This window comes from Pseudomonas sp. Tri1, from assembly GCF_017968885.1.
In the GTDB taxonomy this organism is placed as follows: Bacteria; Pseudomonadota; Gammaproteobacteria; order Pseudomonadales; family Pseudomonadaceae; genus Aquipseudomonas.
Map to the genome: position 1 here is coordinate 2,637,529 of NZ_CP072913.1, position 15,892 is coordinate 2,653,420.

Consider the following 15,892-nt stretch of genomic DNA (forward strand, 5'->3'; position numbering starts at 1 on the left):
AGTGACAGGACTCAAAACTGTTCGGGTTGCAGTTGCAACAGTGACGAGCTGCCGGCGCAGATGCTTTGTTCCAGGCTGAGGATGCGCGGCAGCAGACGGCTGAAGTAGAAGCTCGCGGTGCCCAGCTTGGCGCCATAGAACGTAGGGTCTGTGGTGTGTTTGTGTTCCGCTGTCTGGGCCATGCGGGCCCACATGAACGCGTAAGCGACGTAGCCGAACAAGTGCAGATATTCGACGCAGGCGCTGCCGACGGCGTGGGGGTTGAGGCTGGCCTGTTGCTGCAGCCAGTCGCTGAGGTTTTCCAGGCGTTGTACGGCGTCCAGCAGCTCGGCGGCATAGGGGGCGCCGGGCAGGTAAGCGAAGTCACGGATGTGAGCGGTGAACAGGCGCAGGGCCACGCCGCCGTTGCCCACTACTTTGCGCCCCAGCAGGTCGAGGGCTTGGATACCGTTGGTGCCTTCATAGATTTGAGCGATGCGCACGTCGCGCACCAGTTGTTCCTGGCCCCATTCGCGGATGTAGCCGTGGCCGCCGAATACCTGTTGGCCATGGATGCAACTGTCCAGTCCGGTGTCGGTGAAGAACGCCTTGGCCACTGGCGTCAGCAGGGCCACCAAGGCTTCGGCGTCATGTCGCTCTTGGGCTTGGTCGCAGAACTTGGCCAGGTCCAGTTGCTGGCCGACGTAGCAGGCAAAGGCGCGGCCGCCTTCGGTCATGGCCTTCATGCTGAGCAGCATACGTCGCACGTCGGGATGGACGATGATCGGATCGGCGATCTTGTCCTTGGCCTGGGCGCCTGCGGGGGAACGGCTCTGGATGCGTTCCTGGGCATAGCGGCGGGCGTTCTGGTACGAGGCTTCGGCGCAGCCAATGCCCTGGATGCCAATGGACAGCCGCTCGTAGTTCATCATGGTGAACATCGCCGCCAGGCCCTTGTTGGCCTCGCCGATCAGCCAGCCACTGGCACCGTCGAAATTCATCACGCAAGTGGCCGAGGCCTTGATGCCCATCTTGTGTTCGATCGAGCCGCAACTGACGGCGTTGGCTTCCCCGAGCATACCCTGCGCATCTACACGGATTTTCGGCACAAGGAACAGCGAGATGCCCTTGGGCCCTGCGGGCGCATCCGGCAGTTTGGCCAGGACCAGGTGAATGATGTTCTCCGTCAGGTCTTGCTCACCGCCGGTGATGAAGATCTTGCTGCCGGTGATCTGGTAGCTGCCATCGGCCTGGGGTTCGGCACGGGTGCGAATGATGCCCAGGTCGGTGCCGGCATGGGCTTCTGTAAGGCACATTGAGCCGGCCCAGCGTCCCTCGTACATCGGTGGCAGGTACAGGGCCTTGAGTGCTTCGCTGGCGTGGGCGTCGATGGCCAGGCACGCGCCGGAGCTCAGCGCCGAGTACAGGGCGAAGCTGGAGTTGGCGGCGTAGAGCATTTCCTCGAACTGCACGGCGAGCATCTTCGGCATCCCCATGCCGCCATAGGCCGGGTTGCCGCTCAGACCCACCCAACCGCCCTCGATGTAGGTCGAATACGCCGCCTTGAAGCCGCTCGGCGTGCTGACCTGGCCGTCGCGCCACTGGGCACCTTCTTCGTCGCCGCTTCGGTTGAGTGGAAAGATCAGGTTATGGGTGACCTTGGCGGCTTCTTCGAGAATCGCATCGGCGGTGGCGGCGTCGACGGTATTCGCCAGCGCGGGCAGGCGGGCCCAGAGGCTCGGTGCGTTGAAGACTTCGTGCAGGACAAAACGCATGTCGCGCAACGGGGCGTTGAATTCGGGCATTGCAATGAACCTCATGCAAGGAAAGGAGGTGGGGATGGCTGCAGTCGCGCGGTTCTCGGATCACGATCCCAGGCATCGCTGACGTGTGGGTGCTCGCTTGTCCACGAGCCTGCCGGGCTGTCAGCGATGCCTGGGGTGTTTTCGACGATCGGGCTAGAGATTCTTCGCCATGTCGCGCAGTACGAATTTTTGGATCTTGCCGGTGGAGGTCTTGGGCAACTGGGTGAAGACCACCGTGCGGGGCACTTTGAAACCTGCCAGGTGCTCGCGACAAAAACTGATGATCTCGGCTTCGCGCACGTCTTCATGGTCAGCTTTGAGGGTGATGAAGGCGCAGGGTGTTTCGCCCCACTTTTCGTCAGGACGGGCCACCACTGCGGCTTCCAGCACTGCCGGATGTCGATAGAGCACGCCTTCCAGTTCGATGGTAGAGATGTTTTCTCCACCGGAAATGATGATGTCCTTGAGCCGGTCGCGGATTTCCACATAGCCGTCGGCATGGGTCACTGCCAAGTCGCCGGTGTGGAACCAGCCGCCCTCAAAGGCTTCGGCGGTGGCGCTGGGGTTTTTCAGGTAGCCCTTCATCACGGTGTTGCCGCGCATGAAGATCTCACCGATGGTCTGGCCGTCATGCGGTGTCGGTTCGAGGGTTCTTGGATCGGCCACCATCAGCCCTTCCAGGGTAGGGTAGCGTACGCCCTGGCGAGCCTTGATCTGCGCCCGCTGCTCCAGTGGCAATTCATCCCAGGCTGCGTGCCAGGCGCATAGGGTCACCGGCCCGTAGACCTCGGTCAGGCCGTAGACGTGGGTGACCTTGATGCCCATTTCCTCGACGGCGCCAATCACCTTGGCCGGTGGTGCCGCTCCTGCAACCATGGCATTGACCGGATGGTCGATCGCTGCCTTGGCCGAGTCGGGCATGTTCACCAGGGCGTTGAGCACAATGGGCGCGCCGCAAAGGTGGGTGATCTGATGTTCGCGAATCAGGTTGAGGATTTTCTGCGGATCGACCCGGCGCAGGAACACATGGACGCCAGCCAGGGCGGTCACGGTCCAGGGGTAGCACCAACCGTTGCAGTGGAACATCGGCAAGGTCCAGAGGTATACCGGGTGATTGCCCATGGCCCAGGTCATCTGGTTGCCCAGGGAATTGAGGTAGGCGCCGCGGTGGTGATAGACCACGCCTTTGGGGTTGCCGGTGGTGCCAGAGGTGTAGTTGAGGGAAATGGCCTGCCACTCGTCGTCTGGCCACTGCCAGGCGAAGTTCGGATCGCCCTCGGCAAGAAACGCCTCGTAGTCCAGTTCACTGACCGCCAGGCCTTCGCCGTATTCCGGATCGTCGAGGTCGATCACCAGGGGCGGGTGGTCGAGCATGCCGATGGCCGCTTGTACCACGTCATGGAACTCACGGTCGGCGATCAACACCTTGGCTTCGCCATGCGCGAGCATGAACGCGATGGCCTCGGCATCCAGGCGTACGTTGAGGGCATTGAGCACCGCTCCGATCATCGGCACACCGAAATGCGCTTCAAGCATGGCTGGAATATTCGGCAGCATGACCGCCACCGTGTCGTTTTTACCGATGCCGCGTCCGGCCAGGGCTGAGGCGAGGCGTCGGCAGCGGCTGTAAGTGTCGGCCCAGGTGCGCCGGATCGAACCGTGGATCACGGCCGGGTAATCGGGATAAACGCTGGCAGTGCGCTCGATGAAGCTCAAGGGGGTAAGGGCGGTGTGGTTGACGCCGGTTGGCGCAAGACCTTGCTCGTAGATGGACATGGCTGGGTACCCGGTGGCTGATTATTAGCTCTATTGGCCGAGGTTCTCGTCGTCACGGCTGCCGGTGCTAGCTGAATCGCAGTGCGATTGTCGGCGACACGTTTACTCAGAAAAGCTCGGTGACTTATCCGGGGGAATTTATATACTGTTTGCCGATTGATATGGAAGTACTACCTGAGTTGTATAGTATATATACCATATGTTGTTCGGCCTACTTTCACGACAGGTTTTCTGATGATCTCCACCTCCGTTCGCTTGCATGGCTGGTTGCGCCTGCAACGTGAAGGCATGGCCCTGGCGGCTTGCGCCGATGCCCTGTGCCGGGCCTTGCAGGATTGCGTGCAAATCCGTCGGGCGGTCTACCTGAGCTGGCATGCGCCAAGTGGCATCTATCGGCATGAGGGCCGTGCCCGGCATTTGCCGCCAGGGTTTGGTGATGCGCTGCAAAGCAGTGACCGGATACTTTTCCAGCGCTTGCAGGCCGAAGAGCGGCTGGAGCTGGCACAGGTGCGTCAGCTCGATTGCTGGCTGGCCGGTCGTCTGCGCCGCGCGGCCGTCGAGCATGGCCAGGTCCTGGAGTTGGCCCTGCAGCCGGGGCAGCAAGGCTTGCTGTTGGTTGAGCTACAGCCCGATGTGGGCCAGGATTGGTTGGTGGCGGTACACCAGTTGCTGAATCTGCTGCTGGCCAGTGTCGGCGGCCAGTTGCGCGACTCGCCGCTGCTCGGCCATGACCCGCAGCCAAGTGCGTTGCTTGATTCGCGAGGCCGACCGCTGGAGCTCAACGAGGCGCTGCTGGCGTTGCTCGAGCAACTGTCGTTGGTCGATGCCTTGAGTCTGTTGCCGGTCAGCCACGCGCACCTGGTACAGGCCTGTCTGACCCAGCAGCGAGCCATCGAGAACGTGGAGGTGCAGGTCGCCGAGCAGATTCTGGTCTGGACGTTCATTCCCGACCCCAAGGCCAATCGCGTGCTGGCCCGCTGTCGCCAGGCCACCGCGCAGATTCTCGCCGAGCGCGAGTCAGCCAAGGCGCGGCGCTTGTACCGGCTGATCACCGAAAACACCACCGACCTGATTTCCCGCCATACCCCGGACGGCTGTTTCCTCGATGCGTCACTGGCTTCTTGGACCCTGCTCGGCTATTGGCCGCAGGAGCTACATGGGCGCCAAGCTCGCAGCCTGTTCCATCGGCAGGACCAGGCCGACCTGATGCAGCGCACCCGTGATGCCCTGGAGCAGGACGGCTACCACACCATGACCTACCGCATTCGCCATCGCGACGGCCATTACTTGTGGTTCGAGACCGCGTGCCGTGCCATTCGCGAGACCTACACCGGTGCGGTGGTTGAAGTGGTCAGCGTGTCCCGGGACATCACCGCCCGGGTCCAGGCCGAAGAAAACAAGCGCAGGCTGGCGGAGGTGGTAGAGGCCAACACCGACCCGGTGCTGTTCATCCAGCCCGATGGCGCGGTGACCTACCTCAACCCGGCGGCGCGCCGCACCCTCGGCCTGGATGCGCAACAGAGCCTGCCGACGCTGGATGCCTTTCTCAGCGCCGAGGTGCTGGCCAGCCTGGAACAGGAGGGTTGGGATTATGCTGAGCGCAGCGGTCGCTGGAGCATCGAGGCGCGCCTGCAACCGCCGGCCGGTGGTGCTTCGGTGCCGGTGTCGCTGATGCTTCTGGCCCATCGAGCGGCCAGTGGCGAGCGTTTCTATTCGCTGGTGGCCCACGATCAGTCCGAACGCGAGTTGCGTGAAGCCCAGCAGCGTCATCATCAGGACGAACTGGCCCACACGGCACGCCTGGTGACCCTCGGTGAGCTGGCCTCGGGCATTGCCCATGAGATGAATCAGCCACTGGCGGCGGTGGTCAATTACGCCAACGCCAGCCAACGCTATTTGCAGGCCCTGGGCAGTCAATCCGAGGCCGCCGAGAAGGTGGCCCAAGGGCTGGAGCGGATCGCCGTGCACGCCAATCACGCGTCGGAGGTGATCAAGCGTCTGCGCGCCTTCCTGCGTAAAGGCCGCCGCCGCATGGAGGCCTTGGACCTCAGTGACGTGGCCCGGGCAACCACGCGCCTGTGCCTCTGGGAAGCAAGCAGTTGCCAGGTGGAGATCGTGGAGCGGTTGCCGGATAATCCGCCGCTGGTTTACGCCGACCGGGTGCTGCTGGAGCAGGTGCTGCTCAACCTGTTGCGCAACGCCATCGAGGCCAATCGCGAAGCCCATCCTGGCCAACCGTCGCAGATTGTCCTGGCGGTCGAACCGGGGAACGACGGTGGGGTGCAGGTCAGCGTCAGCGACCAGGGGCACGGCGTGCCGATGGCGCAGCTGGAGCAGATTTTCACCCCGTTCTATTCCAGCAAGGTCAACGGCCTGGGGTTGGGGCTGTCCATGAGTCGCAGCATCATCGAAGGTTTTGGTGGCGAGTTGCAGGCTCGGCCCTTGGCCGTGGGCTTGCAGATGCGCTGCAACTTGCCGGCCCCGGCCCTGGCCGGCTTGGCCCGACAACACGAGGAGTAAGGCAATGGTGGGTGTGGCGGAACAGGTGGTGTATGTGGTCGACGATGACCAAGGCATGCTCGACTCGACGGTCTGGCTGCTGGAGTCCGTGGGCCTCAAGGCCCTCTCGTTCACCAGTGGCCGGGAGTTTCTCGAGGCTTGCGACAACCGGCTCAATGGCTGCGTGCTGCTGGATGTGCGCATGCCAGGCATGGGGGGCTCAACGTGCAGGAAGAGATGCGCAACCGCGGGCTGCGTCTGCCGGTGATCTTCGTCAGTGGGCATGCCGATGTGCCGATTGTGGTGCGGGCGTTCAAGGCTGGAGCCCATGATTTCATCGAAAAGCCTTACAACGAACAACTGCTGCTCGACAGTGTGCAACAGGCCTTGAGCCTGGCCGACGACAGCCAGACCGCCAGCGCCGGCCAGGCGCGGGTGCAGGCGCGGCTACAGAGCCTGACCCCGAGGGAAAATGACGTGTTGCTGCCTCTGGTCAGGGGTTATACCAACCGGGAAATCGCCGAGCAGCTTGGGGTCAACGTCAGGACCATCGACCTCTATCGTTCCCGGGTCATGAAGCGCATGGGCGCCGAGAGCCTGCCGGAGCTGGTGGGCATGGCGATTGTCGCGGGCCTGGTAGATCCATTGCAGTTGCGCTGAGGGTTTGGCTCAGGCCGCAGTGACTCGCAATGTCGGTTCGGAGCCGACCTTGGGCGCCAACACCCGTTCTATGGCACCCGTGAGCAGGTTCTCCAGCAATTCATCGTGCTCGTGCTGCTCCAGGGACTGGTGCGCCAGCCAACTGGGCGCGCTGTTGAGCAAGGTGGCAATGGCGTGGCCGGCTGCGGCTATTACCCTGGAGGGGAGGCGCCGGGGAGCGCCCAGCATCAGCAACAGCCGCTGTTCGTATTGCTGGCGCAGATGCTCTACTCGCTGTTGCTGATCGACGTTGAGGCACCCGCTGTCGCGCTCCACCAGGCGAAAATGCCAGGGCATCTCTCGGTGCAGCTTGAGGTGGGCGCGGATCAACCGTTGCAGGTTGCCGCGCTTGTCCCGGGGCAGCTGTTCAATGCGCCCGAGCGTGGCCAGCAATTCTTCGAAAAACTCCTCGATCAGGTCGGCCAGCAGGTGCTGCTTGCTCGGGTAATGGTGATACAGCGAGCCGGGCGTCAGCCCCAGGTGGGTCGCCAGCTCGCGCATGCCGACCTGGCCGAAGCCCTTGCTGGCGAACAGCTCAAGGGCTTTGTCCCGGCTCTCGGCGAAGCGCGAGCAACGCTCAGCCATAGGCATGGAAACCCCGCCCGGACTTGCGCCCCAGGTAGCCGGCGGCGACCATTTCCTTGAGCAATGGCGCAGGGCGATATTTGCTGTCGTTGAAACCTTCGTAGAACGCCTCCAGGATCGCCAGCAAGGTGTCCAGGCCGATCAGGTCGGCCAGGGCCAGCGGCCCGATGGGTTGGTTGCAGCCCAGGCGCATGCCCGCGTCGATATCTTCGGCGCTGGCCAGGCCTTCCTGGAAGACCAGGATGGCTTCGTTGATCATCGGCACCAGGATCCGGTTGACCACGAAGCCCGGGCGGTTGCCGGCGGTGATCGCGGTCTTGCCCAGCCGCCGGGCCATTTCCAGGGCCAGGGCGTGGGTCGCGTCGTGGGTCTGCAGGCCACGAATCACCTCGATCAAGCCCATCACCGGCACCGGGTTGAAGAAGTGCAGGCCGATAAAGCGCTCTGGATGACTGACGCCGGCGGCCAGTTGTGTGATCGAGAGGGAGGAGGTGTTGGAGGCGATCACGCAGTCGTTGTCGACCTCAGTGGCAACCTGTTGCAGCAGTCGCAGTTTCAGCTCAAGGTTCTCGGTGGCGGCCTCGATCACCAGTTGGGCACCGGCCAGGCTGGCGTAATCGGTGCTGGTGCGGATCTTGTCCAGGGCGAGTTGTTTCTGCGCTTCGCTCAGGGTCTGCTTGGCGATTTGTCGATCGAGGTTCTTGGCGACGGTGACCAGGGCTTTTTCCAGGGCAGTGGAGGAGATGTCCAGCAAGGTCACTTCGAAACCGGCCAGGGCGCAGACCTGTGCAATGCCGTTGCCCATGGTGCCGGCGCCGATCACGCCGATAGTGTGCAGATGCATGTGGATTGTTTTCCTTATCAAGTGCACTCCAGCGTGCGGCCACTGGCCTGCCCCTGGACGCGGTCTGCTGGAGGGGCTCGACAGATGCCGCGCCGTGCCCCCTTAATGCCGCCAGTCTAGAGGTCGCCGTTGGGTGGGCCTATGCCAAAACTGTTCAGCGATGCTGGCGTTTTTTGCCATTGAGGAAGTGGGAGAAACTGGGTTTATGCGGGAAAAGGATTCGGTCGCGGTCTACTTCGTGCACACCATGATCCATGCACTGCGGGACCAGCCCCAACGGCTGGCGGCGATATTGGCCGAGGCTGGTATCGACCCGGCGTTGCTGGGGCAGCCTGAGGCCCGCGTTCCAGCGAGCGCCTTTGCCGCTTTGTGGCTGATCCAGATTCGCGAACTACAGGATGAGTTCTTCCAGTTGGACTCCCACGGCATGCCGGTCGGCAGTTTTGCCCTGATTTGCCGGGGGCTGATTCAAGAGCCCGACCTGGGCAAGGCTTTGCGTCAGTGCCTGGGCAACTTCGGGTTGTTCCTGCGGGATTTTCGCGGCAGCCTCAGCGTGCGTGGCAAGCGGGCGGTGATCAGTCTGCAGACGTACTCGGCGGATCCGGATGCCTGCCGTTTTGGTGAGGAAACGTTCCTTGTGCTGATGATCAGCTTGCTGTGCTGGCTGGGCGGGCGGCGTATTCCTATCGATCGCGCGGACTTTCGTCAGTCGCGCCTGTCCCTCAGTGACGACGCGTTGCTCTGGGGGCCCAACCTGAGTTTTGGCGCCGAGCACACGGAAATCGAATTTGCCAGTCGCTACCTGCGCTTGCCAGTCGTCCAGGACCTGGCCTCCCTCAAGGTATTCCTGCGCAGTGCGCCCCAGTGGCTGGTGATCCGTTTTCGCAACCAGCATGGCCTGGCAACCCGCCTTCATCAATGCCTGCGCCGCAGTCATTACAGCCAGTGGCCCACTCTGGAAGCCTTTGCCAGTGAACTGCGGATGAGCCCCAGCACCTTGCGCCGACGTTTGGAGCGCGAGGGTTGTTCGTTCCAGGAAATCAAGGACGAGGTCCGCCGTGGGCTGGCCGTCGAGTTGCTGCGCCAGACCGACCGCAGCATCAGTGACATTGCCGAGCAGACCGGCTTTCAGGAACCCAGCGCCTTCCATCGTGCCTTCAAGAAATGGACCGGCGAAAGCCCCGGTCGCTACCGTGCACGCTTCCAGTCTGTTGGGTAGCAGTTCATGTCGACCTGGCGGAGGCTTTACTTGGCCGCCCTTGGAAAACCATGCCGGCTGGCAGCCCCAATCACTGTTAACGTGACAAGCAGAAGAACGATCAGGGCAGGGGCAAACGCAGTGACACCCAGGTGGTCCAGTAGCACGCCTCCGACAATTCCTCCACTGGCAATGGCCACGTTCCAGGCCGTGACCAACATGGACTGGGCGACATCCGCTGCGTCTGCGGCCGTGTTGGCAATGGCCGTCTGGAATAGCGTCCCTGCACCTCCGAAAGCGACTCCCCAGGCGCCCATCGCGATATAGACCGCAACCAGACTATCGCTCATTAACCACAGAGTCAGCACCACTAACAGCACAGGACGCACGCCCGCCAGCGTGAAAACGTGACTCAAGGAAAAGCGTTTATTAGCTACTTGCCCAGGAAAGTCAGGCACCCTCAGGCGCACCCAGACCATCAAGGCGATTGCGAACAGGCTCATGATCGCGAAGCTCATGCGCCAACCGATCAGGTTGCTGAGCAGGGTGCCGGCGGGTACGCCCAGGGATAACGCCAGCGGCGCGCCAACCATGGCAATCGCGATGGCTCGACCTTTTTGGCGTTCCGGCACCATGCGAGCGGCATAGCCTGCCAACAATGCCCAAAGCAACCCGGCTGAAACGCCGCCCAACAAGCGGGCGATGATCGTCAAGCTGTAGCTGGTCGAGAGTGTCGTGACCATGTTGGCAACGGCGAAGCCGGCGATCGCGAACAGCAAAAGCGATCGTCGCCGTACGCCTTGCGTGGCTGCCGTCCACCTTCCGCATGCTATGGCCTTCCAGCAAACATCTAGCGCCGAAGTTGCGGGTGTTCATTGATTTCATCAACGCTGAGTTGTTCAAACGCTGAGGTTGATTCCTGGCTGGATCAATCGTTCGGTGTCCCGCTTGCTAAGGCGCTGTCTTGGCGCCAGTGGAGACCAAACTACCGTAATCTTCCTCGCCCACGCGGCGCGCCTCGGTAGGTAGCCACAAACGCTCGCTGCGGCATTTGAATTTAATGCCTTTGCGTGGCGTCATGCCCCTGGCTGTCTCCATGCATATTGCCTTGGAGGCGTAAGTCGGCCCTGGCCTTCGTTCCTCAACACAGCCTTCGATGCCACTGCAAATGGCCATAACCATAAAGTAAACAGTCATCATCCTGGTGCTGCTCCCCTCGAGCGATGCGATTAGTACATCCTGCGTGGGCCCTGGTTGGGGGTACTTCAACGCGCAGTGGTCGAGCGAATGATGAGCCTGAGTTCTGAGCTCCAGCAATGGCATATTGATGCCGATCGTCGGAAAAATGTCACTTTTTCGGGATTTTTTTATTTCGGCGAAATCGGCGCCATTATGTTGGCGTTTTCTGGTGGCGAACTGGTTTTTACCTATGAGAATGACCGCTGTGGCGACGTGCAGGATGGTGCGTCATCGCATGCTTGCAGCCGCTGGGTCATGGGCGCCATTTGCCGATAGATCACGCCATGACATGGGCTTCTGACCGGGCATCTGAAGGGATTGCCCGGGCTGCATTCAGCGCACGCGTTTGCGGCTCTGCTGCGCCAGATCCAGCGCCTTGTGCATGTCCAGCCGCGCCGAACGGCCCACGTCCTTGTCGTTGAGCTGATAGCGGCGTTCCGACGGCAGGATCGGTGCGGTGAGATCCTGCGCATCGGTCTGTTCGAAGTCGTGATTGTCGCCGATGGTCATCGCGCTGCGGCGCAGCAGCATGCGCAATTGCTCGGGCTGAAGTTGCGGATTGATGGACAGCATCGCTGCGAGCAGGCCCGCAACCATGGGCGTGGCGTAGGACGTGCCGCAATGCACGGCACCGACCTGGTCGGCGTTGGTCGTCGAGGCGTGAGCGCAGGCAGCGGCGGTGATGTCAACGCGCATGTCGATGTTCGAGGAGCTGCGCTTGACCGCGTAGGCCGGGTCGTCGATGGCGATGCCAGCGCGCTCGCTGCGTTGGTGCCCGCCGACCACCAGCAACTGCTCGGTGATGAAGGAGGAGGGCAGGCGGTATTCGTCGCTGCCCGAGAACGAAGACCCATTGCCGGCGGAATTCACCACCACCACATCGGGATGTTCCTTGCGCAGCCAGAGGAAGAACTCCTCCAGCAGCTCTTCGTAACCGCCCATCGCGATGCCCGAGCGCAGCAGGGAGTCCACGTCATCGCCCTTGACGTTTTTCGTGCCGACACGGTGGATGCCCCAGCTCCAGTTGAGTACGCGTACGCCGTCCTCCACGAGGTTGACCGACGCGGCGATGTTGGCCGTGATACCGGCATCGGAATTACGTTCGACGATGATCTCGAAGCCACCGCTCGCCTTGTCCAGGCCACGGAGAAAACCGGTGTTGCCACCGTTGTTCCAGCTTGCGGCGAGGATACCGGCGACGGTCGTGCCGTGGTTGTCCGGCGTGCGCGCATCACGTGCGTAGACGCAGGTGCGCGGCACCGAGCAGGCCCCGAGGTAATCCGCGAAATCCACTGTGTCGAAATCCACATCACGCTCGATGAGGCCGATGCGCACAGGGTGCGGCTGGATGGGCGGCTGTCGCCCAGGGATGCGCCGCTGGTAGTAGTTCACCGCGTCGAGAAAGCGGTTCGCGGCCCATTCGTCGGAGTCCTGGGCCGGTTTCTTCGAGGCTTCATGGGGCGCGGTGGCGTGCTCGTTCTCTTCTGCCGCGGATTCCTCGACCACCACGGCATCCACGCTGGTCTCGCTGCCCAGGCGAAGCACCAGCGCATCGCGCTGCTCCAAGTCCCTGGCCGGCAGGCGCAGCTGGTACACGTTCAGGGGCGCGATGCTGCCGACGACCTTCGCGCCGTACTTGCGGGCCAGGCGCTCAGCTTCCTGGCGACCATCATGACTTTCCTCGATCAACAGGCTGACCAGATCGACGTAGGTACTCAGGCCGTCCATGTTCTTCGCCACTTCGTCCGGCCCGGCGGCCAGTACGTGACTGTTGCGCAGGGTCAGCCAAACTGCATTGCTAGTGCGTGAACCGTCCTCTAGCCAGAGAGGGCCACTCTGGTAAGCGGCGCTGTCCAGACGCAACCTGAGGTTTTCGCCTTCGCGCTGGAGAGTGTCCGCGGGTATCGCCTTTGCACCCAGTTTCAGTTGCGGCGTTCCAGCACTCAGCCCGCGCACTGTCAGGCACCAGTCCTGGTGCCGGCTTTCCAGCAGGTCACCGCAGCGGTTCAGGGTTTCCAGGCGTAGCGGCTCTTGCATAGCCGCCGCAGGGTTGGCAACCAGTGTGAACAGTGTAGCGAGGGCAGCGGATCGTAAGGGCATGGGCGAGGTTTTTCTGCCGAGAGTCCTTCATTCCGACTGCCACATTGCTCGCTTCGTTCAGAGGGATGATCATCGCAGGCTGTCGGCGAAGCCTGGCAGGGCGGCTCGCTCCCGAAAGATTGCACGATGGACGTTAGCTTGATTGGTGAACGTCCTTTTCAGCGGGTGCAAGTTCGGGAAACTCAACCTGCAGCGCCTTGTTGCCTCCGGCAATGAGCTTCGTCACAACCTGGGTGATGTTGACACGCACCATCCCGGTCGAGATGGAATACATGGCCCAGGCTTGTTCAGGCGTGCAATGGATGATCTGTTCCTCGATCTCCTTGTAGGCTTTGTATTCGTCCGACTCCACGTAGCAGTTGTAATCACCTTGGTGCATGATTTTATCCTTCCCTAGAACCTCTGCGACAGCCCTCGAATCAGGGCTGTCCTTGCTCTCCATGTGATTTCCATTGCTCCAGCTAACCCCGTGCCAGGGTCGAAGAGGTCCTCCCAGCTGAATTAAGGATTGGCGCAGAGAAACAAAGGTGACAACCCTTCAGGTCAAGTACCACTCTTCACTTTGGTCCAGATCCGGGTACGGATACGCTCCAATTTCAATGGCAATGGTTCAAGAGGAACAAGTGTCGCGACAGTCTTTTTGTCTGGATAGATCCAAGGGTTATCGCGCAGCGTTTGTTCGACAAACTCAGTGGCATCTTTATTGGCGTTAGGGTACAGCGTGTGATTTGAAGTCTTGGCAATGATGTCGGGTCGCAACATGTAATTAATAAACGCCATGCCTTCTTTCGGGTGGGGAGCGTCTTTCAATAAAACCAGATTTTCCGACCAGACCAGCGCGCCCTCGCGAGGAAGGCTGTAGGCGATTTTGCGTCCAGTGTTGGCCTTGTCGTTTATGGCCTGCGCTGCAAGAGCACCATTGGCCCAGCCGACCACTGCACAAATGTTGCCGTCGGCCAGGTCAGCGTCGATTCGGGATGAATCGAAATAGACGACGTAGGGACGGATTTTCAGCAGCAGGGCTTGCGCTTTCTGGTAGTCATCCGGGTTCTTGCTGTTGCTGGGGAGCCCCAGGTAATGCAAGGCAATCGAAATGATCTCGCTGGGAGAATCAAGCATGGCCACGCCACACGACTTGAGTTTGCTGATGTTCTCTTCTTTGAAGATTAAATCCCAGCTATCGACCGGCGCATTATCGCCTAATGCCGCTTTGACTTTATCCACGTCATAGCCAATGCCGGTGGTGCCCCATAAATAGGGGACAGCGTAGCGATTACCAGGATCATTGACCGCAAGCTGGGACAAGATGGCAGGATCGATGTGTGACAAGTTGCTCAGTTGCTTGCGATCCAGAGGCTGAAGCACGCCGGCCTGGATCAGGCTTGGCAACACATTGGAGGTGGCCACAACCACGTCATACCCCGTGCGCCCAGCCATCACTTTACTTTGCATGATTTCGGCGCTGTCGAACGCATCCATGTGGAAGCGGGTGCCGGTTTCCTGCTCAAACTCCTTCGGCGTCTGTGGTGCGATAAACCCAAACCAGTTATACAGATACACCCCAGACTCTACAGCCCCTGCGGATGTGTTAATCCCGATACAAAGAAGAGAGGCTGAAAAAAAGCTGCGCAGACGTGACTTGTTCATACAACTATCCTTGTCAAGACGCTAGCCCTCATGGCCAGCGTAATCCCGGGAAGTGAATATACCGGGCATTGACGAATAGTAAATACCTACGAATACTTATCCGCGCCCAACGAATCCCTAACCCTAAAGGGGTAGAAAATGCCACTCGACCTTCATAGCCTGGCTTGGCACCGATCGATTGGAAAGCTGATCATGCGCTTGAATCGTCCAGAATTCTGGAGTTCGCTGGTTCGTGTGTTAAACGAGTATGTGCAGATCGATAACTGGGTTGTGTTGATCTTCAGTAATCAGCAAGTGCAAGTGGTGAGCCTTCCAGAAGTGGCAGATACAGAGGAGGTCGATGCGTTTATCCATCGCTATGTGAAGGAGCTTTATATGTTGGATCCGTTCTATATAGCGGATCGGGAAAATCCACAGAGCGGCTTTTTTCATATGCTGGATGTCGCGCCAGAGCACTTTCTTGAAACAGAGTATTATCACCAGTATTTTGAGCAGTATATTTCTGTGGATGAGGCGCAGTACAACGTTCGGCTCGATGCTGAAAGAACGTTGTGCGTGTCCTTTGGCAGTAATGTCCGGTTTAATCAAGAGCAGATAACGATGCTTGATATTATCAAACCCTGGGTGACTGCGCTGATGCACCAGCGCATGTGTTTTGAGGTTGATGTAGCAAAGGATGTTAGTGAGCCAGCGCCATGGCCGGAAACAATTGCCTCGCTAGGCACGCTAATAACCGCCCGCGAAAAGGATGTGCTCAAGTTGTTGCTGAGTGGCTTCTCTAATAAAGAGATTGCCGGAAAGCTTTCCTTGTCTGCGGAAACGATAAAAGTTCATCGGCGTAACATCTACACCAAGTTGAACATCAAGTCACAATCTGAGCTGTTTACTCGGTTTTTCACGCCGAAGCAGGATGTTTTCCCTGTCAGTTGAAGCGGCGTTCGAGCCTGGACATGATCTTCGCCTTTGCACAGTGTTCGTAGACATCCCACCGGCCACTTAACGCTGCCAGTGATCATCCCTGTCTGAACGATGAATCGCTACCCTGCGAGCCCTGTTCAAGCGCTCATCCAAAGAGTAGGGTCCGCCTCCACGCGCGACGATGTAGAGGGCGAGAAATCCCATCAGCACTGGGAACTCGATACCCCGATCTATCCAGGGCCAGGTCGGGCCGAGGGCATAGCTGATTGCAACCATTTCAAGGGCGATAGGCAATGCGACCAGCCTTGTGCCAAGCCCTATTGCCAACATGATCGCGCCAGCCGTCTCCAAGAGCATGACTAGAAAGGCGAGCTGAGCAGCAAAGGGTAATCCCATCACGTTCTGGATCAGGTTGATCGACCCGGCCATTGGGTCAGCCATCGAACCGTGGGAGGTGCGCAGAGCCTTCGGCAATCCGTGGGTAAAAAGCACGACAGCAAAGACGATTCGCAGCAAGGCGTACAGGTAAGGTTCGAATCTGGCGGCTTGTGCATTTGTAGAGGTCACTATGGAGCGCGGTGACGATGCGTTTTCCGTTGTCAT

The 15,892-nt window shown here is 60.3% G+C and carries 12 protein-coding genes and 2 pseudogenes; 5 read left to right on the forward strand and 9 right to left on the reverse strand.

From position 1 onward, the window contains the following. Nucleotides 1–11: 11 nt before the first annotated feature. Together J9870_RS11735 and J9870_RS11740 are read right to left on the reverse strand one after the other, a co-directional pair. Nucleotides 12–1,784, reverse strand: a complete 1,773-nt coding sequence (locus tag J9870_RS11735) for an acyl-CoA dehydrogenase C-terminal domain-containing protein (protein WP_210644175.1) — start codon at nucleotides 1,782–1,784, stop codon at nucleotides 12–14. 153 nt (nucleotides 1,785–1,937) lie between these two features. Continuing rightward, nucleotides 1,938–3,560 (reverse strand): acyl-CoA synthetase, encoded by a 1,623-nt coding sequence (locus J9870_RS11740; RefSeq protein ID WP_210644177.1) that lies wholly within the window; start codon nucleotides 3,558–3,560, stop codon nucleotides 1,938–1,940. Between the two features lie 234 nt (nucleotides 3,561–3,794). Here J9870_RS11740 and J9870_RS11745 point away from each other — a divergent pair, with 234 nt between their 5' ends. Continuing rightward, a complete protein-coding gene (locus tag J9870_RS11745; RefSeq protein WP_210644178.1) occupies nucleotides 3,795–6,080 on the forward strand; it encodes a PAS domain S-box protein in 2,286 nt (761 codons plus the stop codon). Nucleotides 6,081–6,084: 4 nt separating this feature from the next. Then, nucleotides 6,085–6,719: pseudogene (locus J9870_RS11750) on the forward strand (response regulator transcription factor). 9 nt (nucleotides 6,720–6,728) lie between these two features. Here the strand turns inward: J9870_RS11750 and J9870_RS11755 are convergent. Then, a complete protein-coding gene (locus J9870_RS11755) occupies nucleotides 6,729–7,349 on the reverse strand; it encodes a TetR/AcrR family transcriptional regulator (RefSeq protein WP_210644180.1) in 621 nt (206 codons plus the stop codon). Then, entirely contained in the window at nucleotides 7,336–8,187 is an 852-nt protein-coding gene (locus J9870_RS11760; protein WP_210644182.1) for a 3-hydroxybutyryl-CoA dehydrogenase, read from the reverse strand. Before J9870_RS11760 ends, J9870_RS11755 begins: the two co-directional genes overlap by 14 nt. A 205-nt stretch (nucleotides 8,188–8,392) precedes the next feature. Here J9870_RS11760 and J9870_RS11765 point away from each other — a divergent pair, with 205 nt between their 5' ends. Next, a complete protein-coding gene (locus tag J9870_RS11765; RefSeq protein ID WP_210644184.1) occupies nucleotides 8,393–9,406 on the forward strand; it encodes an AraC family transcriptional regulator in 1,014 nt (337 codons plus the stop codon). 26 nt (nucleotides 9,407–9,432) lie between these two features. Here the strand turns inward: J9870_RS11765 and J9870_RS11770 are convergent. Next, nucleotides 9,433–10,200, reverse strand: a pseudogene (locus J9870_RS11770) (MFS transporter); the annotation flags it as partial. 472 nt (nucleotides 10,201–10,672) lie between these two features. Between J9870_RS11770 and J9870_RS11775 the strand changes: the two are divergent. After that, the gene (locus J9870_RS11775; RefSeq protein WP_210644186.1) at nucleotides 10,673–10,900 is read left to right on the forward strand and encodes a hypothetical protein; all 228 of its coding nucleotides are present in this window, start codon (nucleotides 10,673–10,675) and stop codon (nucleotides 10,898–10,900) included. Nucleotides 10,901–10,957: 57 nt separating this feature from the next. Here the strand turns inward: J9870_RS11775 and J9870_RS11780 are convergent, their stop codons facing one another. The 3 genes from J9870_RS11780 to J9870_RS11790 all read right to left on the reverse strand — a co-directional run bounded on the left by J9870_RS11780 (nucleotide 10,958) and on the right by J9870_RS11790 (nucleotide 14,371). Then, a complete protein-coding gene (locus J9870_RS11780; RefSeq protein ID WP_210644188.1) occupies nucleotides 10,958–12,724 on the reverse strand; it encodes a S8/S53 family peptidase in 1,767 nt (588 codons plus the stop codon). A 133-nt stretch (nucleotides 12,725–12,857) separates the two neighbouring features. After that, a complete protein-coding gene (locus J9870_RS11785) occupies nucleotides 12,858–13,103 on the reverse strand; it encodes a hypothetical protein (RefSeq protein ID WP_210644190.1) in 246 nt (81 codons plus the stop codon). Between the two features lie 164 nt (nucleotides 13,104–13,267). Then, entirely contained in the window at nucleotides 13,268–14,371 is a 1,104-nt protein-coding gene (locus J9870_RS11790; RefSeq protein WP_210644192.1) for a polyamine ABC transporter substrate-binding protein, read from the reverse strand. A 138-nt stretch (nucleotides 14,372–14,509) separates the two neighbouring features. On the opposite strand from J9870_RS11790, the gene J9870_RS11795 reads away from it, so the two are divergent. Further along, complete coding sequence (locus J9870_RS11795; protein WP_210644194.1) at nucleotides 14,510–15,301, forward strand: LuxR C-terminal-related transcriptional regulator; 792 nt, start codon at nucleotides 14,510–14,512, stop codon at nucleotides 15,299–15,301. Between the two features lie 66 nt (nucleotides 15,302–15,367). Here J9870_RS11795 and J9870_RS11800 read toward each other — a convergent pair whose 3' ends face one another. Then, nucleotides 15,368–15,892 carry a DoxX family protein gene (locus J9870_RS11800; RefSeq protein ID WP_210644196.1) on the reverse strand — a complete coding sequence of 175 codons (525 nt, stop codon included), beginning with the start codon at nucleotides 15,890–15,892 and terminating at the stop codon, nucleotides 15,368–15,370.